Consider the following 21,533-nt stretch of genomic DNA (forward strand, 5'->3'; position numbering starts at 1 on the left):
GTTTCCAGGGTATCATCAGAAGGCACCCTCATAGATTTCCTCCAATTCTTAGCCCTTCCTTGCAACATTCGGGCTCTCATGGCCCTGGCAACTGTTCGGGCTACGATAATAGTGGACGTGGTGACCCAAGCTTACAAACGGGTTCTTTTAACCGAAGGAGGGTCGGTCTACCACGCCGTATGGATGAGTTTTTAACTTTGTTTAACATATTTTATAATTCCATTTTTCAAGATACAAGGAGGTGATTGATTTGGACATTATCAACTGTACCCTGAAAAGGAAAGGCCCCCTCAGCTGTCCCCATTGTAGAGCTGGGGAGGATGGAAATTCTGTGGGATTATTTTGGGACCTAAACGAAAAAGCGTGGAGATGTATTTCCTGTGGCCATCGAAGTTATGAAAGAAAGCAAAGGACCCAAGCCCAGCTTTTGGAGGAGCTGGTATGGGACCAGGTCCTGGAATCCATGGACCCTTTGGAAAAGAAAGAAGAAATGGAAGAGGAGTTGGAATCCCTGAATGCGGTTTAGAAGAGATAGGATAAACCTATTATGGGTCTAAGGTTACATGATCCTAAACCAATAGGGTTGGGTAGAAGAAATTCCTTACCGTTTCTTTACTGAAACCTTATTGAATTTTTAAAATAGAGCTGTATAGGAACCCTCGGCAATGATTCTCCGCTTCTGCAGATGGCTCTGTACAATTCCCCAATAATTGGCACTATCTTAAATAAGATAGACCCGTGCGGGGAGGTGATTCAGGATTGCCCTTTCAGGAGTGTTGGACAATAGGTAAAAGAAGGGGTGCCAAAGGGTAAATACAGTAAAAGGGCCATCTGAATGCAAACTCAAGTTTTTCCAATAATCCTCTTAAGTTTTGTCTTTTTAGCTTTTGGCGCCGTCCTCTATTACCTTTGGAGAGACAAATGAGGGATATAAAAGGTTTCCTGAAAAGACTGGAGACCTATTCATCTATTCTCTTCCTGTTATTGAATCCCCTATAACCTTTCCCCTCCCTGGAAACCAAATTTAAAATTACTTCTTTGTCTGAGATCGTCTCCCCCAGCTGTTTGGAAGATGAAAAAAACTGTTTTTCACAGTTTCTAAATCCAACCTTTATTTAACCTTACCCTGACTTTAACAAGGGAACATGATCAAGCGGTATGGTTGTTCATGATGAATAACCAAAGGAGGTGTTCCCATGAAAACCAATAATGAAATACATAATTGGGCCAACTCTGAGAAATGTCAGTTGATGAGTCATAAGATCCGCAATGTTGTAGACCATGTTAAGGAACACTTTTCACAAGACTTGAAGTTGGCCGTGGTAGGGTTGAGGTTTGGATACCATCCCGATTATTTGTGCAGGAAATTTAAAAAAGAAATGGGTATTCCTTTTCACGAATTTATATTGAAAGTGCGTGTCCAAAAAGCCATTTGTTTATTGATGGAGTCCGAAAAAGGAATTAAGGAAATTAGCTTTGAAGTTGGTTTTAGCCGACCCGAGGTCTTTTCAAGGGCTTTCAGACGAATGGCAGGGTGTTCTCCAAGGGAGTTTCGAAACCATTATCCGGTTCTTGGAAAAGGGTGGTTGGGAAAAGGTTCCTTGACCGATCTGTTAGGTCCTTATCCTTCCATTTCCCATTTTACTTCTATGTTGGACCCTAATATTGCTGAAAATATTAATGTCAAAAAGTAGCCGGTTTGATCAAATTTTCTCTTGAAAAAACAACCCTAGACAGGTGTTTTTTATTGAATGATGGGGTTGCCTTGAAATAGATTATAGAGTGTGAGGGTGGTTTTTAATGACTTCTACTGCCCTGGTATTAGAATGTTCTCATTGGAAAAAAGCCTAGCCATTATTGGTTAAACGGTTTCAATTTTATTTTTGAACCCTGAAAGGAGGTGATTTCCTTGAAAAAAAAATTGAATAGGAGAATCACTCTGATGGGAGGGGTCCTCTTCTTTTTCCTTATTGCCGGTCTCGGGACCAGTCCTGCCGGGACAATTAAAATCGTTATTAATGAAGGAAGTAGGATTTTTTCCCCCCAATCTGTTAGCGTGACCTTAGAAGATCAAATATCCTGGTTCAACAAAGATCAGGAAGACCACTTCTTAACCTCGGCGGGCCCTTGGTCTCAGGGGGTAACCGGGGGAACGGACAAGCTAGAGATTCACCAATTGCTTCATCCCGGTGACCGGTACCACCACTCTTTTAAAACCCCTTCCACCTATTATTATTTTTGTGCCATCCATATGGAAATGTGGGGAACCATTTTAGTACGTGAGTAAAGATTTTAAAAAGGTGTTGGATTCCAAAAGGGTGACGGGACTGAACCCTTATCCATAAGACTGAAGGATAGAAAATTTCTCCATATTTAATCACCTCAACCCCGCTATTAAAAACCTTTTTTTGGGTTAAACCACCTGGGGGAAAGATTGATTTAAAAAAACCTTTCAAAGGGTTTCTACCTGATATACCTCCCTTTCCGGTCTAGGGGTCATTTAAAATTTGACTATAGAATTGTTTTTTTCCGGAATCCGATTCCCTTCCACCAGGGGATGTGAGCCTTCTTTATTATTGTAAGAAAAACGAAAAAGCGGAGGTAAGGCCTTGGAAAAATGTTGAAAGATAGGCAGCCTTTTATAGGGCCCAGGAATGGGGCCTTAAACCCTTAGGGTTTGAGGGTCTTCGAAAATGGTTGGTTTTTTGAAAGTTAACTCTGTATCTGATTGGGGAGAGCCCGCTCATTCTTTTAAAAACTCTGGAAAAAAATTCCGGGCGGCAAAAACCCGTATCATAACTAATTTCTTTTACGCTTTTCTCCGATTGGAGTAAAAGGTGTTTTGCTTTTTGTATTCTTATTTCAAAAAGATATTCCTGGAAGGGTACTCCTAATTCTTGTTTGAACTTCCTAGAAAGGTAATCTGGGTGGTAGCCAAAGCGATTAGCGATTTCCCCCAATTTTATTTCTTCTGAAAAATGGGTATAAAGGAAAAAAAGAACCCTTTGAATTTTCCAGCTAATCACAGGAACCTTGGGGTCTTCTTTGAGGTCCCCATAAGGGTTTTGGGTTTTTAAAACGGGTTTCATCAATCCCTCCTTCTCTATTTAAAAGATACCACCTAAAAATGTCATTTCAGTAAAAAAGGGATAAAGGTTTATAAAAGTTTTATTTTTATGGGAACATTGTGGCTTTGTGAAAAACCTTGACGTGATTCAGATCAAATCCGTATACTACGCTGTAATTTTGGCAAACTCATTTGAGAAACATTTCTTGTATAAGGAGAAAATATGGGGAAAATGGTTTGGGCATTGGTTTTTTTGATTGGTATGGGGTTTCCCGGGTTTCTTTACGCCCATGAGAATATGGAAAAAACCGATAGGGAGGGGCGGTTACAGATAGGGACGGATTTGGGTTTTCAAGTTGAAACCCTGGATGGGACTGCTTTTGCCCTGGCTTTTAATGGAGATTATTTTCTGGATCGAAATTTTTCGGTAGGGCCCCTGATTCAGTTTGTCCTCAATGATGACCTGACCCAAATTGGTTTTTCCCTTCAAGGAAAATATCATATCAACCTTGCGGGAAACCCAAATTTAAGGCCGCACTTGCAGGGAGGTCTCGGGTTTGTGTTTGCGGATTTAGATTTGCCTGGAGGGGGGGATGATAGTGATACGAGTTTCCTGGCTCCCATTGGCGGTGGAGTGGAGTACCGAATTGCTCGAAATGTTTCTGCAAGCAGTACGCTGCTTTTAAACTTTACAGGTCTTTCTATTCGGGGGGCTGTAGATAATAATGCTTTGGCATGGTACTTCGGACTTCGGTTTATTCTCTAGGATGAATCAAGCTAGTCACTGAGGGAACCCGGGGGTGAAGAGAATGATTTCCGTAGAGGAAGCACAAAAGATCATTCTGCATGAGATTAAAGCGATGGGGTTGGAACGCGTTGGTCTATTGCAGGCTTTGGGCCGTATTCTCTCTGAGGATGTTTTTTCCCAGCGGGATTTACCCCCGTGGGATAATTCTTCTATGGATGGGTTTGCTGTCCGGTGGCAGGATGTACAAGGAGGAAGTCGGACCATACCCAAGAATTTAAAAATTCTCGAAGAAATTCCCGCAGGAACGCTGCCTAAGAAAAGAGTTGTTCAGGGGACGGCTTCCCAGATTATGACAGGAGCACCACTTCCGGAAGGGGCTAATGCGGTAGTGATGGTGGAGGAGACTCAGCGCCAAGGAAATGAGGTTTCGATTTTCGGAGAAGTCCAGGATGGCGAAAATATCAGGAGGCGAGGGGAGAATATTCGGAAAGGGGAGATGGTATTAGGAAGAGGGACTCCCATTGGGCCTGCGGGAATTGGAATGCTGGCATCGGTTGGGCGTTCGTTTTTAACTGTTTTCAGAGTTCCCCGGGTGGCCATTTTGGCAACAGGAAATGAGTTGGTTGAAGTGGATGGGGAGATAACGCCTGAGAAAATTATAAATAGTAATAGTTTTTCTTTGGCTGCCCAAATCGGGGAGTGCGGAGCCAGATACCGGTTATTGGGAATTGCCCGGGATACCCAAGAGGATGTGGTGTCAAAGCTTTCCCAGGGTTTGGATGCTGATCTTATTTTGGTTTCTGGAGGGGTTTCTGTGGGCTCCTATGATTTTGTTAAACAAGCCAGTCAAGTTCTCGGAGCGGATTTAAAGTTTTGGAAGGTTGCCTTGAAACCAGGTGCCCCATTGGCTTTTGGCCTTTTACAAGGGAAGCCTTTTTTCGGTTTACCCGGTAATCCTGTTTCCTCCATGGTTACCTTTGAACTGTTTGTAAGGCCTGCCTTATTAAAAATGATGGGTCTCCCTTCTTGGTTCCGTACACAATTAGAAGTTGTGGTTGGGAAGGACCTGTCCAACGATACGGGAAAAACCTACCTAATTCGGGTGATGGTTGAACGGGTGGGAGATCAATATGTTGCCACCCCTTCGGGAGAACAGGGTTCAGGAATTTTAATGTCCATGGTAAAAGCCAATGGACTTTTAATCCTCCCTGAAAAACAGCGAAAGGTCAATGCGGGAGAAAGGTGCCGTGTCCTTTTGTTGGATCAACATATCCCCGATCAAAAAAAATGAGTAAACCCTGTGGAATTCAAAAATATCCTGATTCTTCATCCGGGAGGACTTGGGGATGTGGTTTTATCGTTACCGACGCTTCGGGTTTTGCGTCAGCGTTTTCCTGAAGCCACATTTACGTTGGCCGGAAACCGTTCCTTCCTTGAAATCTTAAATTTTTCACAAAATATTTGGTCTTTGGATGGGAAAGATATCGCTTTGCTTTTTACTTGTGATCCCCACCAACGAAAAGACATTCAAAAATTTTTTTCCCCATTTAATTTAGTGATTTCATGGATGGGGGGAGCCGGCGGGGTTGTTGAGGAAAACCTCAAGGCCGTTGGTGTAAAAAAAATATTAGTGGCTACCCCCATTCAAAAAATGAGGAAAAGAATTAAAACCCGTGAGGGCGAGAGCTTCAATACCACGCATGCGTCTCAAGCTTATTTGAACACCCTTATTCCCCTGGGAATTGATGAGCGGGTTCGAGGATGTTCATTGTATTTAAAACATGAGGATTTAATCTCTGGAGATTTTGAATTAAAAAACCGTAAGATTCCGTTTCGGGAAAAACCTTTTGCGGTGATTCATATTGGAAGTGGGGGGGTCAAAAAGCGCTGGCCTCTCCAGCAATTTTCCAAAATTGTATTTTGGCTCCAGAAAAATCTAAACCTCCCTTCCCTTTTTTTGACCGGTCCCGCGGAGGAAGACCTGGTCGATCATTTATACAAGGACATCCAAACATCCCCCGAAAATCATTTTCATAATTTACCTTTAAAGGTGGTTGGGGCCATCATTAAAAGATCCTGTTTTTATTTGGGATGTGATTCAGGGGTCAGCCATTTGGCCGCAGCCCTTGGTGTCCCCACCTATGTTATTTTTGGGCCCACCCATCCTAAAGAATGGGCGCCCATTGGAGAGAAGGTGATCATCATTGGGCCCAGGAAAAATGGGTATCCGGTTTCAAAATCTGGAATTGGGGGGGTTAACAATTTTTGGCCTTCTTCCGATAACGTTCAAACGGCGATCGCATCTGGCTTTTGGGAATGAGGCAATCTTTTCTCAACCAAACCAAAATTGAAAGGGTATTTGGATTTTTTAAAAATGGACCTGAATATTGAAAGAAGCAAACTTTTGATCGATGGTAAAATAAGGGACCAGTCGGTCTTCCCCTGAAAAAACTCGGAGGCCATTTAATAGGGCCTGGGTTAAAGCAACTGAGAAAATGATTTCTTGACTGAGGCCTGTGTCCTTGGAAATGCTAACGGGATCATAATGGTCATCCTGAACAGGGCTCAAATAAAAGGCATAGAGGGAATAAAAAACGAAATCGGTTGCGCTAAAAAATAAAAGCGCGTTGTGATATGTGGTGGGATTGTTGCGGTACCGGGTTAATGAGTATTCAAAGGTTTGACTGACTGCAAATTCCCCTGCCAGGTGATAGGGTAACTTTCCCTCCTCCTCCATTTCGTTGTAAGTGCTTAGACCCAGGAAAAATGAGCCCTTTTGTTGGGTGAAAAATTTGAGTTGATTTCCTTCGGCCCCCAAGGAATCTGCCATTATGAAATGGCCGGATTCGTGAATGGCCATGTTGGTTAAAAAAGCCATTCCAATTTGGGCCAGCTGGCTTACCTCAAAACCACTGGCTGGGTGAGGATCCACCCAATGGGAGGCTATTAGGAAAATGAGTGCCATTCCAAACAGGGCCCCTGGGTGAGGGAAAATTTTTAATATAAATCGTAGTTGCCCAAGAGCTTTTCTCCCGGAACCAACTATTTTTTCGGCCCCCATCTTCTTTCAGAAACCTCCTTTGGAGGGGTTCCTTTTTGGGCACAAAAAAACCATGCCTTCCATTAAGGTGTGGGGGCCTTTGGAAGGGCTCTTCAGTGGTCATCGCCCCCCTTTTTCCTCGGCTGGGTTTTAGGGTCATGACTGGGCGATTTCAACCCTTCGGTTGACTGTGCTTTTTCGGAAGCCCTGTCTCTCTCAAATATAAAAGTAACAGTCATCCCTTATTTGTCAATATTGTCTGTTTTTTATCCATTTTTACGGGAAAAAGGATGAGTTCAACTTTTTTGTCAAAAGGGATTGGGTAATTTATAGAGAATTGGGGGGTAGTCCCTTTAGGCAGGAATGGCCTGAAAATACTGGAAACGGAAAAGAGGATCTACTCATTAGAAACGATAGCTAAGTTGAAATACCAAAAAAACTTCAAGAATGATTTTATCCTTTCCATCCAAAAAAGGATTATCATGACCAGGTAAACCCCTATTTTGATGAACGGGGTGGCCGAAATCTATTTGTTAGAAAAATCAATCCTTTTCAGGGGGTTTTTTATTCCGCATCAAGGGCTTCAATGGCGTGTTGAAAAAGGATGAAGGACCGAAGTCCAGCAGTGATGACCCTGTCTCCTTGAGCATTTGAAAAAATCATGGTAGGGCGGACATCAATTCCATGACCCTCTGCTTCTTGAACATCCATGGCCACTTCTTGTTTTAATTCTTCTTTTTGGACCCTGGTTTCAAACGCAATGGGGTCCAGGCCCGCTTTCTTGACCAATTCAATTTGTATTTCATGTTTCGAAATATTTTTTCGTTGGGTCATTGCAGCGATTCGGAGGAGTTTTAAGAAGGTTTCGGCTTTTTCTTTATTTTGATGTTCTGCCGCCTTATACGCGATGCAGGGAGGCCAGGCGGATTGGGGGGGATCTTCATACCAAAGACCAGAATCAATGGGAACCCTCGTTTTTTTGGACACCACAGCCCACCGATCGGCAATTGTCCAAAGTTTAAGGGGGGTCATGACTTCCATAACGTCTTCAAAAAGAGGAAACATTTTGTAGCGGATATCAATTCGGGGGCCGAAAAAGTGTTTTATTTGATCCAGTGTTTCTTCCATGGCATAACACCAGGAGCACAGGGGGTCCGTATAGTAATCAACTTTGATGGGTAATGGCACCGTTTTTTCTCAATTGGAATTGAAAACATCGTAGCATAGCCCTTTAAATGGAATCAAATGGGAGTGAGTAATTTCCTCCCCGTTTTTCCGGGGGTTTTAATAAATAGTTCTTGACATTTTGAGGTATTTCTCTTATAATTCTCAAGATTTACCAATACTCAATGAAAAATCGAAAATAGGTTTTTGCTGGCCCGAAGGGGATTTTCACCGCTGGTTTATTAAAACCGAGTTTTGCCAGCCTTTATTTTGAATTTATTGGGTCTGTTTAATTCACTTTTGTTTTTAATTTAGAGGGATTTTATGTCTGTTTCCACCATGAAAATTGACAAGCCCGTTCGTAGGAATCTTTCATTCGATTGGGTGAATACCTTATTTTTGACCTTAACCCCTTTAGTGGCTCTTATCGGGTTGCCGATTTATGTATATTATTGGGATATACCTCTTCCTGTTTTTTGGGTTTTTGCTTTTTACCTGGCTGCAACGGGCTTATCCATTACCGCAGGATATCACCGGTATTTTTCCCATCGGTCCTTTACCGCTAAACCCATTGTAAAACTTTTTTTCCTTATTTTTGGGGCTGCAGCTTGCCAAAATTCCGCACTGAAGTGGGCCTCGGATCACCGAAATCACCACCGGTATGTTGACAATGAGGGTGACCCATATAATATCCGGTTAGGGTTTTTCTATGCGCATATGGGATGGGTTTTAATGAGGGACCCTAATAAAACGGTAGAGAATGCTCGGGACCTTTCTGAAGACCCTATGGTGCGGTGGCAGCACAAGTATTATATTCCCCTGGCGATTGGGGTAGGCGGGGGAGTTCCATTGCTGATCGGTTTTCTATTCAATGCTCCCCTTGGGTGTTTTTTGTTGGCCGGAGTTGCCCGGACGGTGATTGTCCATCACTGCACCTTTTTAATTAACTCCTTGTGCCATTTTATGGGAAAACAACCCTATTCCTTGAAAGACTCTTCGCGGGATAGTGCATTGGTTGCATTAGTGACCTACGGGGAAGGGTATCACAACTTTCATCACCGTTTTCAATTTGATTACAGAAATGGGGTGCGCTGGTATCATTTTGATCCTTCAAAGTGGCTGATTAAAACCCTTGAAATATTCGGTTTGACAGGAAATCTAAAAACGGCCTCAGAGGTTCATATTTTTAAAGCTCGCTTGGAGGTGCAGAAAGAAAAAGTTCAGCAAAATCTGACGGGTTTTTCGGAAGATTTTCGGGAATTGATGGAAAAAAAGGTTCATGCTACTCACGATAAGCTGTTATTGGCTTATGAACGATTGGGAAATCTTAAAAAAGAATATCGCTTGTTTAAAGATTCCGTTGATGCGAAGAGGGGAGAGATGATTCTTAAAATAAAAAACGATCTTCAAAAAGAAAGATCTCATTTCAAGGAAATTTATGATTCCTGGGCACTGTTGGTTCAAGAGTGCTAATTTAGTTCCTGCCTAAGCTTTAATCCTGTGGAAGCCATCCTACATTTATTCCAGATGTTCTTTTTTTAAAAGCCTTTGATTTTTCTTAAAAGCTTTATAAATTAATTTTTTTTTTAAACCAAAATACAAGCCGTGAAATGGTTTTGGGGACCTTCTTCAAGAGGGGGGTCTTCTTTTAAACATTCTGGAATTCGCTTCTGGCAACGAGAATAAAATCGGCAACCTTTGGGAAGATCGATGGGACTGGGAAGGTCTCCCTCCAAAAGGTTTCTGTTTCTTTTAACTTTTGGATCGGCCTGAGGGATCGAATTCAATAAGGCCTGGGTATAGGGATGTTGTGGACGGGTATACAGGTCCTTGGCGGTTGCCATTTCAACAATTCGGCCCAGATACATGACTGCGACCTGATCACTCATGTGGCGAACCATATTGAGGTCATGAGCGATGAACAGAAGGGAAAGATGAAATTCCTCTTGGAGATCCTGCAAAAGATTAATGACTTGGGCTTGGATGGAGACATCCAGAGAAGAAACGGGTTCGTCAGCTACGATAAGCTCCGGCTTGAGAGATAAAGCCCGAGCTATTCCTATACGCTGTCTTTGTCCTCCGCTGAATTCATGGGGATAACGCATTTGTGCATCGGGAGAAAGGCCCACTTTTTCTAAAAGTTGCACCACTTGATTCTTGCGTTCTTGCCGATTTCCCAACCCGTGAACCATGAGGGGTTCTTCGAGAATTTGCCCAATGGTCATTCTCGGATTGAGAGAGGCATAAGGATCTTGAAAGATAATCTGAATTTTTTTTCGAAATTTCTTTAAATTCCGCTGGGAGAGGTGGGTAATATCCTCCCCTTGAAAAACGATCTTCCCTTCTGTCGGATCCATTAATCGAAGAATTAATCTTCCCAAGGTGGATTTCCCGCATCCGCTTTCACCGACTAACCCTAATACCTCTCCACGCTGGAGGCTTAAAGAGACCCCATCGACGGCATGGATCCACTTTTTTTGCTGCCCGAACCCCCCCTCTTTGACAGGAAACCGTTTTTTTAAATTATGAACGGATAAAAGGGGCTGGTTTTGAACGGAAGGGTTAGATCCAATCATTTGGGCGGTTCCTCCAACCAGCATCGAGAAAAATGTTGGGGGGCCTGTTTTAAAAGGCCTGGTTCTTCGGTATGGCAGCGGTCCATCACCCATTGGCACCTGGTGGAAAATTTACACCCAGAGGGAAGATCGGTTAGTTTGGGAACAGACCCTTTTATGGTACGAAGACGGGTTTTTACTTCTCCTTGTTCGAACCGGGGAAGAGAATCTAAAAGGCCCTTTGTATAAGGGTGTCTTGGTATTGCGAAAAGATCTTCTGTTTTGGCCTGTTCCACGATCCGTCCTGCATACATAATGACCACCTCCTCGGCAACCTCTGCAATGACGCCCAGATCATGGGAAATAAGAATCATTGCCATCCCAATTTGGGTTCGAAGATCTTGTAGGAGGGCTAAAATTTGAGCCTGTATGGTGACATCTAAGGCGGTGGTAGGTTCATCGGCAATAATGAGGTCCGGGTTACATGAGATGGCCATTGCAATCATGACCCTTTGTCGCATTCCCCCGCTAAGCTGATGGGGGTACTCATCCACCCGGCGTTCTGGTGCAGGAATTCCAACTCGTTGGAGGAGTTCAATGGTTCTGTGTTTTGCATCGGAACGATTGAGTTGGAGGTGAAGTCTCACCATTTCTGAAATTTGGGTGCCAATGGTAAAAACGGGGTTTAAAGATGTCATGGGTTCCTGAAATACCATGGCAATGTGCTTCCCTCTTATTTTTTGCATATCTTTTTCAGAGCGTGTTAGAAGGTTTTCCCCTTTAAATAGAATTTTCCCATCTTTGATTTTTGCAAAAGGAAGTGGAAGCAACCGCATGATGGATAAAGCAGTGACGCTTTTTCCACAGCCAGACTCTCCGACAATTCCTAAAACTTTTCCCTTTTCTATTTTAAAATTGACGCCCTCAACGGCTTTGAGGGTTCCCGATGGGGTGGAGAATTCAGTGACCAGGTTTTCAACCTGTAAGATGGGGCCTACCACGCTTTGGAGGATGCTCCTCTTTGTTTTATACGGTTTCTCGTTTGGCTAAGGAGAGATAGACTTTCGCTTCTCGACTTTCGGGATTGATGTCTTGTACTTTTCCCCATTCTTCCATAGCCAAATCTATAAAACCTTTCATGTAATATGTGACCCCCAAGTGAATCAGTGCTTGGGAGTAATTGGGGTTTAGTTCTTTTGCTCTCATTAATACACGAATCGCTTCGTCAAACTGTCCTTTTTCCCTTAATGTGACACCGATTTTTGTGATAATATCAACAAAAGTGGGCCGAAGATTAAGAGCTTTGCGATATTCATCCAGCGCTTCATCATACCGGCTTAAATCGTAATATTGGTCTCCGAGGAGAGCATGTTCATTGGCTAATTTGCCTTGAATAAAAGGGTCAATGGGAACCGGTTCTGATTTTACCACTTGAGCGGCTTTTCCAAAAATTTCGTTTGCATCTTCATAACGACCCAGGTCATTATAGGTGACGGCCAGATTTAAAGAGGCCTCGGTGTATTTAGGGTTAATCTCCAAGGCCTTTTTAAAAAAAAGGCTGGCCCGTTCCCATTCGCCCCTCTGATGGAAGATAATGCCCAATTTATTGTAGACATCTGCAAACCTTTTTGGGCTTTGTTCAATGAGGTTTTTAAAGATGGGTTCTGCGCGATCAAATCGCCCCTCTTCAAAAAGACGTCGGCCTTGTTGGTAGAGATGTTCGAAATTCTCATCCATTATTTCTCCTTCGGTTCTTTTTTGGTACCCAGATGGAAAGTGGAAGGGTTTTTAATCTACACTAACAGAAGAAGGAATGTCAATTTTGTATTTACTCATAATGGGAGGACCGTTTTGTTCACGGCCCTCGCTGAAAAAGAACCCCGATTGTCTTGGACGTTGCGTTTTACGAATGGTTTAAACTCATGAAAATCCAGACTGCTCAGTTCATCAAAAGTTGTCAGCATTTGTCAGATTGTCCCCATGATCGGATTCCAGAAGTGGCTTTTGTGGGACGTTCTAATGTTGGAAAATCTTCTCTTTTGAATGTTCTTCTTCACAGGAAAAATTTGGCCAAGGTGAGCTCTTCTCCAGGAAAAACCCGATTAATCAACTTTTTTAGAATCAATGAACAGTTCTATTTAGTGGACCTTCCGGGGTATGGGTTTGCGAAAATTCCAAAAACGGAACAGATAAAATGGAAATCATTTGTGGAAAAATATCTCATCCACCGGTCTAATTTAAAGGGGGTTGTGCATTTGGTGGATGCACGGGTGGGGGCCACCGAAAAAGATATTGCCATGAAGCAATGGCTGGAGGAATATTCAAAACCCTATGTTTTGGTTGCTACCAAGGTGGATAAGGTTTCTAGGGGAAAGCGTTCAGTCTGTTTTCAGGATTTGAATCGAACCCTTTTATTGCCTCTCCATCAAGGGGTGGTTCCGTTTTCATCAAAAACAGGAGAAGGCCTTTCTCCCCTTTGGAAAAAAATTTTTGAACTTCTCTTTTCTTCCTAATGGGTACTGGCCAACCGAAAGGGGTTTTTCTCTCTTTTCCGAAAGTTTCCAAAAACTTCCGCGGAAAAAGAGGTGAGCGCCTTTCATTTGCAGATCTCTCGTGTTAAAAAAAATTTTGAGAGGAAAAGGAACTTTGAATTACCCTTGAGGATTTCCCATAGGAGATTGCGGTAAGGGAAAGGGTTGTTCCGGGGGAATGGGGGTATAGGCCCTGTTAATTTGGTAGGCCGTTTCAAACCTTTTAAAGGCCGCTGTAAAATCTCCCATTTTGTAAAAAGTATACCCCAAATAATAATGGGCTTTTACATTTTCGGGATTAATTGAAATAGCGGTTTTAAATTCTTGAATAGCAGACACAAATTGTTTTTGATAGTAAAGATTCAAGCCGTTTTGAAAATGTTTATTGGAGGCCTGTGTATCAAATAGATCTTCCCCGAAAACACCCGTTTGGGGAAAGATGAGGAAAAGAAAGGTGATTGCACTCCAAAGTAAGGCCTTCATTATTTTTCTCCCTGTAATAATTTATGTTGTCTTTTCAAAAGCTTAGTGTGGAGAGTGTAGTTTGACTATATCACCGGTCAAAGGAGCTGTCAAGTTGGGTTGGACTTCACCTAACTGTTTGAAAAATATTGTAATTTTCCCTATTGGGATAAGGAAAAACTACACCTAAGGGTGCTTTCAATAAGGTTCGGTTTGGGTTATTCCGTTTAGGGATTTAAAAGGGTTTAGAATTTAATGGCCACATGGGCGTGGAGTCTCAGTTCCCGTAGCCAGTCATGGTGGAATTCCTCTGATTTTATCTGGATGAGTTTCTCTCCGAGTTCTCCCTTCACCTCTTCAAAGGGTTTGTATGGATCAGTTTCGTTTTTAGATATTTGGAGGATATGAATTCCCAAGGAGCTTTGGATGGGTGTGCTGACCTCCCCAACAGAAAGAGAGAAGGCCGTTTCATTTAAAGGGGACATTAATTCTCCCGATTTGAAATAACCCAAATCCCCACCCCGTGTTTTCTCGGGGCCTTCGGAGTATTGGTCAACCATATCAATAAAATCTGATCCTTGGTGAATCTGTTCAACAATTTTTTCCGCAAGTTTCATTTTTTCTTGGGATTCTTCGGGGCTCCCTATTTTCAAGAGAATTTGGCGAACCTGAATGCGGGGGGAGCCGGCAAATAGATGCTGGTTTTGTTCATAGAATTCCTTCAGTTTTTCTTCCTCCAGCGTCATACTGGAGGAAATTTCACGATTGACCAGTTTTAGGATGGTTAATTGATCCCGAAGGTCATTTTTGTATTGCTCCAAGGTGAGAGATTCTTTTGCCAGTGCTTGGGCGAAAATTTCATTGCTGACGAAACCGTTTCTGGCTTTAATATCCCCCAATGCGGTTTCCAACTCCGTTTCCGATAAAAAAATACCTTTTTTCCGTGCTTCCTGAAGTTGTAACCTCTTGTCAATTTCTTTTTCCAAAATAACACGCAACGAATTTTGGTCCAGTGGATCCTGTTCCTCACCTGTTTTAGAGAGGCTTTTTTGCCGATAGGCCAACATAGCGCTTTCCTGAAGTTCGGAAAGCGTAATGACCTCCTGGTTGACAACCGCAACAATTCGATCAATTAAAAGGGGTTCTCCCTGAGCATATTCCGGCCCCTTCCAAATGGCAAAAAACAGAATAAAAAATGTTAGTAACGTTTTTGGAAATTTCAGAGGCAATATCCGGTTTAGGGTTTTCATTTTTTTCACGTTTCTGTTTTGAGGACCGAAAGGTTGATATTGATAGAACTGGCCGATTTTAAATCCTGAAGCCATTCTTCGTAAAGTCCCTCCCTTTTTATTTGAAAAAGAAGATCTTGAATTTGCAGCTGAACTTCTTCAAAGGATAATGTCCTTGAAGGAAACTTTTTTTCAACCTGAAAAAGATGAAAACCATAGGGGGTTTTAACCATTGGGCTTATGGCCGATTCCTTGAGGGAGAAGACCACATCAAAATCTTTTGGCATTTCTCCTTTTTTGAAAAGTCCAAGGTCTCCTCCCATTTCCCGATCCGGACTAATCGATTTTTCTCGGGCCAGCGATTCGAACGATTCCCCTTGCAGAAGTGCTTGACGAATCTCTTTAGCTTCCTCTTCCTGTGCGGTGACTATATGCCTGGCTTTTACCTGTTCGGGCATTACAAAATCTTTCTTATGTTTTTCATAATAATTTTTTACCTCTTCTTCGCTAATCAAAATCTTTTGATCAATATTCAAGGAGAGAATTTTTTTAACGAGGAGATCCTCCCGCATTTGGTTTTCCCATTCCAAAAGGGTTATTCCTTCTTCCTGTAAAAGGGTTTCGAATTCCTGGGGAGCATAATCGTCCTTGATTGCTTTAACGGCCTCATTTAATTCGGAATCGCTTACCGTTTTTTGCTGTCGGTGAGCCTCTTGAAGCAGGAGATGATGTTCAATTAATTCCTCAATCAGGGCCTCCACCAATTCCATTGGGGTTTGAAATTCTTTTCCCGATCCAGGGTGAAGGGATTGGTTACGAAGATAATTGTTGAATTCTTTGACGGTTATGGAGTCCTGGTTTACGGTTGCCAGGATTGGCGAAGGGATTTCTTTTTGATTGGCAGTTTCACAACCCCAGGTATTCAAAGAGAGGAACAGGAAAAAAACAGGATAGACCCTTTTCCAGAAATGAAATGTGGAACGGGAAATTTTTAAAAATCGGCTAAAAAGAAGAAGAGAAATTCGGCTCATACCCTAAGAAAATTTGAAAGTTTCAACACGCTATACTCTACCATAGATTTGTCTTGAAATGAATCGTCAATGGAGACGAAGAACATGAAGGCAGGTTTTAATGTGGTGCATTTCTTCTTCCCAGTTTTTTCTTTCCGTAAGGATTTCAAAGCAGTATTCTGAATGAAATCGGATTTTTTCCTGGTACTGGTCCATCAAATGGGTGAACCCCTCTTGGGAAACCCTATGGGAGGGGTCCAGGGTGATGCGAAACCCCTTTTCCTGAGAGTCCATTCGAAGAATGCGAAGAGTTTTGCAATCCATCTTCAATTCCATGACTTGAAGAAGGTGTTGGGCGGCTTCATGTATGGGGCCGAAGCGATCGATTAATTCTTCTTTGAGTTTTTTTAGTTCATGCTCATCCGCCACAGAGGAGAGGCGTTTATAGATGGAGAGGCGCTGATGGGTGTCCGGGATGTATTCCTCTGGAAGGTACGCCGAAACATTTAAATCCAGATTGGGCTCCAGTTCCTCTTCGACCTTTTCCCCTTTGAGCTGTTTGACCGTATTTTCAATCATTTGAAGGTAAAACTCAAAACCCAGGGCGGCAATATGACCCGATTGTTTTTTCCCTAGAAGGCTCCCCGCTCCCCGGATTTCCAGGTCCCGTGCGGCGATTCGAAAGCCTGCCCCCAACTCCGTAAATTCTTGCAAAGCCCGAAGCCGCTTTTTGGCTTCACTGGTAAGGATTCTCCCCTGGGGGATCAGGAGATAGGCATAAGCCTGGTAACCAGAACGTCCCACACGCCCCCTTAATTGATAAAGTTCGGAGAGACCAAATTGATCGGCGCGATTAATAAAAATCGTGTTAGCATCCGGAATATCTAGGCCAGACTCAACAATCGAAGTGCAGACCAGGATTTGGCAATCCTTTTGGATAAATCGCCGCATCACCTGTTCCAGGGCACGTTCTGCCATTTGTCCGTGGGCAATTCCAATAGAGACTTCCGGAAAAAGGTTTTTTAAGAAAGTGGCCATCCGCTCTATGCTTTGGACGCGGTTGTGGACAAAGAACACCTGACCCCCACGGTCCAATTCTCTTTGAATCCCTTCCTGAATTATTTTCTGTTCAAATGGAACGGTAAGGGTGTGAATGGCCAAACGGTCTGCAGGAGGTGTTTCAATAAGGGATATATCCCTTGCCCCCAGTAGCGAGAATTGAAGTGTGCGCGGGATGGGGGTAGCGGTAAGTGTCAGCACATCCACATGGGTACGCAACTGTTTGAGGTGCTCTTTATGGGTGACCCCGAATCGCTGTTCCTCATCAATGACCACAAGCCCTAAATCTTGAAATTGAACGTCTTTTTGTAATAACCGGTGGGTTCCGATAATAATATCCACCTCCCCTTTCCGAATACCCTTAATTATTTCTTTCTGTTCTCGCGGAGAGCGGAACCGGCTGAGCATTTCTACACGAACGGGAAAAGCGTTGAACCGCTGGGTAAAGGTTTGAAAATGTTGATGTGCCAAAAGAGTGGTCGGGGCCAACACTGCTACCTGTTTACTTTCCTCCACCGCCTTGAATGCCGCCCGAAGAGCCACTTCGGTTTTTCCATAACCCACATCCCCGCAGATCAACCGATCCATGGGCCGGTCCCGTTCCAAATCCTTTTTGACATCCTGAATGGCGCGGAGCTGATCCGGGGTTTCTTCATATTCAAAGGTGGATTCGAATTCTCTGGATAATGTTGTGTCCGGAGGATAAGTATATCCCTCTGTAATTTCCCGGGTTGCATAAAGTTGTAACAACTCTTCTGCCATTTCCTCAAGTTCCCGTTTCACCTTTTGTTTGGTTTTTGCCCAGGTGGTTCCTCCCAACCGATCCATTTGAGGGGAAGCCCCTTCCACCCCGGAATAAGGCTGAACCTGATCCAGGTGTTCTAGCGGTACGTAGAGTTTGTCCTTGCCTGCGTATTGAATCAGCATAAATTCTTTTTGAATTCCCTGAATATTTAAGCGCTCCAACCCAATATATTGACCGATTCCATGTTGAAGATGAACTACCCAGTCCCGGGGTTCTAATTCTTCAAGGGCTGGCAGGAAGGGAGAGAGTTTGCTTTTTGATGTGGGCCGATGCTTGACTCGGTGTCCTAAAAATTCTTCCTCTGTGATTACCAAAAGGCTTTCCTGGGGGGCCAAAAAACCATTGGATAGGTCTCCCATCAGAAGAACCAGAGGAAATGGGGTGGGAGGGGGGAGTTTTGAACCGGTGTTGTATGAAAAGGAAGGGGATGGGTTTTGTTCTTTTTGGGAAAAAAGATTTTCTTGATCGGATGAATCAACCGAGAGGGTGGGGAGATGGTTTTCTGCAAAAAGTTCCCGAAGACGTTTCTGTTGGGTTGGCGTTCTGCAAACCAACAAGCAAAGATTTTTTCCCCTAAAAGCCTGGAGCCGTTCTAATTGGGTGGAGAAAGAGGCTCCTTTTTGCTGAAACCCCAGGCTTTGCGTTGATCGAAATTCAGTGGAGAGGCTGGTCTTTGCCCTGCCGGAGGAGAGTGAAATACTCTCTAGATACAATTGTGTGTGTTGGGAACTCAATTGGGCCAGGGGCTGATGAAAAAGCTCCTCAGGTAACGGAAGTACCAGGCCTTCTTGGAGGAGGGCCTGATAGGCCTTATTGGCTTCATGGAAAAAATCTTCGGTTTGTTTTTCCAATTGGGTCCATTCATCCCATAGAACCAGGCAATCTCCCGGCATAAAATCAAAAAGGGTTTTTAAGGGGGTCAGGAAAGGAGCAAGAATTTCCAACCCCGGTCGAGGGGGTTTTTGGATAAGGTGGTTCCATTGCAATTCGATCTGGTAGGGGGAAAGTCCCAGAGAATGGCCCCTTTTATTGAATTCCTCCCATCCGTCTTGAAGGTATTCCTTTTTAAGGAGGAGTTCGCGGATCGGAATAATTTTAGCGGATGGGATGGTTTCGGTGGAGCGTTGGGTCACCGGGTCAAACACACGAATGGAATCGATGGTATCATCCCAGTATTCTAAACGGATGGGGTTTTTAAATGCAGGAGTAAAAATGTCGATAATACCTCCTCGAACGGCACATTCCCCAATTTGATGAACCGTTGTGCTAATAACGTAACCCAGTTCTTCCAGGTGAGAGAGAAGGGTTTCTTGGGGAAAAGAGTCGTGAACCCGAATGGGAAAAAGGCCTGTTTCGAAAACCCTCCGGGGAAGAGTTCCTTGACACAAAGAAGGTATGGTGGTGATGACGATGGAACGGTTTTGTCCCAATAGGTGATATAAAGTTTCCATTCGGGTTATTCGGCATTCCAAGGAAGGGGAGTTTTTTTCATAGGGAAGGGTTTCCCCCCCAGGAAAGAGACGGATCGAGTCCTTATCTTCTTTGAATAGGTCAGCAAAAAATTGAAGATCGAAGAACAACGATTGTGCTTCTTCCATGGATTCGGTGACCAGAAGCAGGCTTTGTGGGGTGGTTTTGTAAAGCAGAGTTACCCAAAAGGCTTTGTTGCTGGATCCCCCAAATCCGGATATTTGGATCGGAACGTTTCCTTTTTTTAGGGCTTCTTTAATAGATAAAAAAGATGGGATGGGTTGTTGGAACGGAAAATTAAAAAGAGGTTGTGACACGAAAAGTCCCTACTGATACATTTGAAGAATTTTTTCAATTAGGTTTGAGGTCGATCGGCCCGGGGTCATGGGAATCGACAATACTTTTCCTCCAGAGTTTTCGACGACTTGGGCGCCTACGATTCGGTGGGTCTGCCAGTCCCCTCCTTTTACCAAAACGTGGGGGATAAGTTTTTCAATCAACCTCAGGGGAGTGGGTTCATCAAATAGAATAACATAATCCACACAGGCCAGAGCCGCAAGAATTTCCGCTCTCTCATCCTCTGGAACGATAGGGCGTTGAGGTCCTTTCAGGGACCGTGCGGATTGATCGGTATTCAGGGCCACGATCAGAACGTCTCCTTGGTGTTTGGCTTCCTGAAGATATCGTACATGACCTACATGAATGAGATCAAAACATCCATTGGTCATCACAATTTTCCTCCCCTCCTGCTTTAATTGGTGGATCACCCCAAGGAGATCTTTCTCTTTTTTAATTTTATCGACCATGGAACCCATTAAGGCGTAGGCGAATGTTTTGAGGGGGACTGGGGCCGCCTTTTTTTAGTCGGATGTAGGGTTTCAAGTAAAGCTGCAGCCAGAAGGGGAACCATAATTTCATGGTGGCCTGTCAAAGAATATCCTTTTCCCCCTTTTTGAGTCGGACGTTTAACGACGTTGGTCAGCGGGCGGTAATGTTGAAAAAAATCCATGTTAACCGTGGTAAACCGCTTAAGGGGGTACCCCAGATTCCGTGCAATGGTGATCGATTTAAGAAAAACCTCGGGCAGGAGAACGGCGGATCCAATATTTAAGTAAACTCCCCCTTCCAATTGGGATACCAAGGAAGTAAAAATTCTGAAATCTTGAAGTGAGGTTTGACCAATGGCCGCTCCGTTGACGGTGGGATGCATATGAATGATGTCCGTTCCCATTGCCACATGAATGGTCACCGGAATTCCGAGTCGAACACCGTTGGCAAGGATACTCTTTCGATAATGGGTGAACTTTTCATTCAGGATGCGCTGTCCAACCGCCTCACCCAAACCCACTCCTTTTTTCATTCCCTCTTCAATGGTTTGGTTGAGGATCCGCCCCGTTTCTTCCGCCATTCCAAAGGTTCCCTGATTGATCTCTTTGTCCACATCTTCCGAGGTTTGCCCCAAATAGGCCATTTCAAAGTCATGAATAATGCCTGAACCGTTCATGGCAATACCATTGATGATTCCCCGTTCCATCAAATCGATCAGGAGTGGGCTTAAACCTACTTTAATGACATGGGAGCCTATTCCAAAAAGGACCAACCGTTGACCTCGATGGGCTTTGACCAGAGAATCCACTACAGACCTAAAATCTTGAACGGAAAGAAAATTGGGGAGGGATTTTAAGAAAGAATGAAAGGGAGACCCTGGGGTATACGGTGTTGCGGCATCTTTAAAATGAACTTTATTTTTACGGGTTTTTAAGGAGTAGGTTTTAATCTTCTCCCAAGGCAGGGAACGGTTAGGTTTTTTCATGTTTTTGGTTTGCAGAGCCTCTCCTCCACCAGTTCACAGATGACATGACCCAGGGTGATGTGGGTTTCCTGAATTCGAGGGGTCACTTTGGAGGGAACGATAAAAGCCACGTCTGCTATGGGAGCCAGCTTTCCTCCGTTTCCTCCCGTAAACCCCACGGTGATTAACCCCATGGACTTGGCCATTTCAACCCCGCGTATCACGTTTGCGGAATTTCCACTGGTACTAATGGCGATGGCCATGTCGCCTTCTTTTCCCAGAGATTCAATTTGCCGGGCAAAAATTTCATGATAGTGGTAGTCGTTACTGATGCTGGTGATAACAGACATATCGGTTGTAAGAGAAAGTCCCGCTAAACCCTTTCGGTCGAGATAAAAACGGTTGACTAATTCTCCTGCGAGATGAGATGCATCACAAGCCGACCCGCCGTTTCCAAAAAAAAGGACTTTTCCTCCTCTCTCCAAGACAGAAACCATTTTGTCCGTCACCTCTATGATTTTATCTAAATGAGAAGCCAAAAAACTTTGTTTGGTTGCGATACTTTCCTGGAAATTTTGTTGGATCCTTTCCTTCACGGGCT

The 21,533-nt window shown here is 43.7% G+C and carries 21 protein-coding genes and 1 pseudogene; 9 read left to right on the top strand and 13 right to left on the bottom strand.

Translation table 11 applies throughout. The features are described 5' to 3' along the window. From VGB26_08080 to VGB26_08095, 4 genes are all read left to right on the top strand, one after another. Positions 1-195 (top strand): hypothetical protein (locus VGB26_08080; GenBank protein ID HEX9757746.1); only part of this gene is annotated, 195 nt, incomplete at its 5' end. 136 nt (positions 196-331) lie between these two features. After that, a complete protein-coding gene (locus VGB26_08085; protein HEX9757747.1) occupies positions 332-526 on the top strand; it encodes a hypothetical protein in 195 nt (64 codons plus the stop codon). A 670-nt stretch (positions 527-1,196) separates the two neighbouring features. Then, on the top strand, positions 1,197-1,694 hold the full coding sequence (locus VGB26_08090) for an AraC family transcriptional regulator (GenBank protein HEX9757748.1): 498 nt from the start codon (positions 1,197-1,199) through the stop codon (positions 1,692-1,694). A gap of 215 nt (positions 1,695-1,909) precedes the next feature. Further along, entirely contained in the window at positions 1,910-2,287 is a 378-nt protein-coding gene (locus tag VGB26_08095; GenBank protein ID HEX9757749.1) for a plastocyanin/azurin family copper-binding protein, read from the top strand. A gap of 352 nt (positions 2,288-2,639) precedes the next feature. Here the strand turns inward: VGB26_08095 and VGB26_08100 are convergent, their stop codons facing one another. Next, positions 2,640-3,089, bottom strand: coding sequence for an AraC family transcriptional regulator (locus VGB26_08100; protein ID HEX9757750.1), 450 nt, complete (start codon positions 3,087-3,089; stop codon positions 2,640-2,642). Between the two features lie 201 nt (positions 3,090-3,290). Between VGB26_08100 and VGB26_08105 the strand changes: the two genes are divergently transcribed. From VGB26_08105 to VGB26_08115, 3 genes are read left to right on the top strand one after another with little or no spacing between them, the layout of a single operon-like run. Further along, positions 3,291-3,833, top strand: a complete 543-nt coding sequence (locus tag VGB26_08105) for an outer membrane beta-barrel protein (protein ID HEX9757751.1) — start codon at positions 3,291-3,293, stop codon at positions 3,831-3,833. A 43-nt stretch (positions 3,834-3,876) separates the two neighbouring features. Further along, positions 3,877-5,106: a gephyrin-like molybdotransferase Glp gene (gene glp, locus VGB26_08110; protein ID HEX9757752.1), complete on the top strand. Its 1,230-nt coding sequence runs from the start codon at positions 3,877-3,879 to the stop codon at positions 5,104-5,106. A gap of 9 nt (positions 5,107-5,115) precedes the next feature. Beyond that, the gene (locus tag VGB26_08115) at positions 5,116-6,135 is read left to right on the top strand and encodes a glycosyltransferase family 9 protein (protein HEX9757753.1); all 1,020 of its coding nucleotides are present in this window, start codon (positions 5,116-5,118) and stop codon (positions 6,133-6,135) included. A gap of 48 nt (positions 6,136-6,183) precedes the next feature. Here the strand turns inward: VGB26_08115 and VGB26_08120 are convergent, their stop codons facing one another. Together VGB26_08120 and VGB26_08125 are read right to left on the bottom strand one after the other, a co-directional pair. Next, positions 6,184-6,780, bottom strand: coding sequence for a hypothetical protein (locus VGB26_08120; protein ID HEX9757754.1), 597 nt, complete (start codon positions 6,778-6,780; stop codon positions 6,184-6,186). A 639-nt stretch (positions 6,781-7,419) separates the two neighbouring features. Further along, entirely contained in the window at positions 7,420-8,043 is a 624-nt protein-coding gene (locus VGB26_08125) for a DsbA family protein (GenBank protein HEX9757755.1), read from the bottom strand. Between the two features lie 300 nt (positions 8,044-8,343). Here VGB26_08125 and VGB26_08130 point away from each other — a divergent pair, with 300 nt between their 5' ends. After that, complete coding sequence (locus VGB26_08130; protein HEX9757756.1) at positions 8,344-9,492, top strand: fatty acid desaturase; 1,149 nt, start codon at positions 8,344-8,346, stop codon at positions 9,490-9,492. A 113-nt stretch (positions 9,493-9,605) separates the two neighbouring features. On the opposite strand, the gene VGB26_08135 is transcribed toward VGB26_08130, so the two are convergent. Genes VGB26_08135 through VGB26_08145 form a run of 3 tightly spaced genes read right to left on the bottom strand, consistent with a single transcriptional unit; the run spans position 9,606 to position 12,311 of the window. Continuing rightward, positions 9,606-10,595 carry a dipeptide ABC transporter ATP-binding protein gene (locus VGB26_08135; protein HEX9757757.1) on the bottom strand — a complete coding sequence of 330 codons (990 nt, stop codon included), beginning with the start codon at positions 10,593-10,595 and terminating at the stop codon, positions 9,606-9,608. Next, positions 10,592-11,575 carry an ABC transporter ATP-binding protein gene (locus VGB26_08140; protein HEX9757758.1) on the bottom strand — a complete coding sequence of 328 codons (984 nt, stop codon included), beginning with the start codon at positions 11,573-11,575 and terminating at the stop codon, positions 10,592-10,594. The genes VGB26_08135 and VGB26_08140 overlap by 4 nt, the downstream gene beginning before the upstream one ends. A 25-nt stretch (positions 11,576-11,600) precedes the next feature. Continuing rightward, positions 11,601-12,311, bottom strand: a complete 711-nt coding sequence (locus VGB26_08145) for a tetratricopeptide repeat protein (GenBank protein ID HEX9757759.1) — start codon at positions 12,309-12,311, stop codon at positions 11,601-11,603. 152 nt (positions 12,312-12,463) lie between these two features. On the opposite strand from VGB26_08145, the gene yihA reads away from it, so the two are divergent. Continuing rightward, positions 12,464-13,087, top strand: coding sequence for a ribosome biogenesis GTP-binding protein YihA/YsxC (gene yihA, locus VGB26_08150; GenBank protein HEX9757760.1), 624 nt, complete (start codon positions 12,464-12,466; stop codon positions 13,085-13,087). A 138-nt stretch (positions 13,088-13,225) separates the two neighbouring features. Here the strand turns inward: yihA and VGB26_08155 are convergent, their stop codons facing one another. From VGB26_08155 to VGB26_08185, 7 genes and pseudogenes are all read right to left on the bottom strand, one after another. Further along, on the bottom strand, positions 13,226-13,588 hold the full coding sequence (locus tag VGB26_08155; GenBank protein ID HEX9757761.1) for a tetratricopeptide repeat protein: 363 nt from the start codon (positions 13,586-13,588) through the stop codon (positions 13,226-13,228). Between the two features lie 224 nt (positions 13,589-13,812). Continuing rightward, positions 13,813-14,892 carry a peptidylprolyl isomerase gene (locus tag VGB26_08160; protein ID HEX9757762.1) on the bottom strand — a complete coding sequence of 360 codons (1,080 nt, stop codon included), beginning with the start codon at positions 14,890-14,892 and terminating at the stop codon, positions 13,813-13,815. Beyond that, a complete protein-coding gene (locus tag VGB26_08165) occupies positions 14,823-15,827 on the bottom strand; it encodes a peptidyl-prolyl cis-trans isomerase (GenBank protein ID HEX9757763.1) in 1,005 nt (334 codons plus the stop codon). The genes VGB26_08160 and VGB26_08165 overlap by 70 nt, the downstream gene beginning before the upstream one ends. Before the next feature lie 66 nt (positions 15,828-15,893). Further along, positions 15,894-19,457 carry a transcription-repair coupling factor gene (gene mfd / locus VGB26_08170; protein HEX9757764.1) on the bottom strand — a complete coding sequence of 1,188 codons (3,564 nt, stop codon included), beginning with the start codon at positions 19,455-19,457 and terminating at the stop codon, positions 15,894-15,896. A gap of 9 nt (positions 19,458-19,466) precedes the next feature. Next, a pseudogene (rfaE2, locus tag VGB26_08175) lies at positions 19,467-19,907 on the bottom strand (D-glycero-beta-D-manno-heptose 1-phosphate adenylyltransferase). 47 nt (positions 19,908-19,954) lie between these two features. After that, entirely contained in the window at positions 19,955-20,953 is a 999-nt protein-coding gene (locus VGB26_08180) for a hypothetical protein (protein ID HEX9757765.1), read from the bottom strand. Then, the gene (locus VGB26_08185) at positions 20,950-21,528 is read right to left on the bottom strand and encodes a D-sedoheptulose 7-phosphate isomerase (GenBank protein ID HEX9757766.1); all 579 of its coding nucleotides are present in this window, start codon (positions 21,526-21,528) and stop codon (positions 20,950-20,952) included. The genes VGB26_08180 and VGB26_08185 overlap by 4 nt, the downstream gene beginning before the upstream one ends. Positions 21,529-21,533 lie beyond the last annotated feature (5 nt).

It is taken from the genome of Nitrospiria bacterium (assembly GCA_036397255.1).
Classification (GTDB): domain Bacteria; phylum Nitrospirota; class Nitrospiria; order DASWJH01; family DASWJH01; genus DASWJH01.

Coding starts and splice junctions, on each gene's coding strand:
- VGB26_08155 (HEX9757761.1), bottom strand. CDS start 13,588: ATGAAGGCCTTACTTTGGAGTGCAATCACCTTTCTTTTCCTCATCTTT.
- VGB26_08105 (HEX9757751.1), top strand. CDS start 3,291: ATGGGGAAAATGGTTTGGGCATTGGTTTTTTTGATTGGTATGGGGTTT.
- VGB26_08120 (HEX9757754.1), bottom strand. CDS start 6,780: ATGGCACTCATTTTCCTAATAGCCTCCCATTGGGTGGATCCTCACCCA.
- VGB26_08180 (HEX9757765.1), bottom strand. CDS start 20,953: ATGAAAAAACCTAACCGTTCCCTGCCTTGGGAGAAGATTAAAACCTAC.
- VGB26_08100 (HEX9757750.1), bottom strand. CDS start 3,089: ATGAAACCCGTTTTAAAAACCCAAAACCCTTATGGGGACCTCAAAGAA.
- VGB26_08165 (HEX9757763.1), bottom strand. CDS start 15,827: ATGAGCCGAATTTCTCTTCTTCTTTTTAGCCGATTTTTAAAAATTTCC.
- VGB26_08090 (HEX9757748.1), top strand. CDS start 1,197: ATGAAAACCAATAATGAAATACATAATTGGGCCAACTCTGAGAAATGT.
- glp (HEX9757752.1), top strand. CDS start 3,877: ATGATTTCCGTAGAGGAAGCACAAAAGATCATTCTGCATGAGATTAAA.
- VGB26_08130 (HEX9757756.1), top strand. CDS start 8,344: ATGTCTGTTTCCACCATGAAAATTGACAAGCCCGTTCGTAGGAATCTT.
- VGB26_08160 (HEX9757762.1), bottom strand. CDS start 14,892: ATGGCTTCAGGATTTAAAATCGGCCAGTTCTATCAATATCAACCTTTC.
- VGB26_08135 (HEX9757757.1), bottom strand. CDS start 10,595: ATGATTGGATCTAACCCTTCCGTTCAAAACCAGCCCCTTTTATCCGTT.
- VGB26_08145 (HEX9757759.1), bottom strand. CDS start 12,311: ATGGATGAGAATTTCGAACATCTCTACCAACAAGGCCGACGTCTTTTT.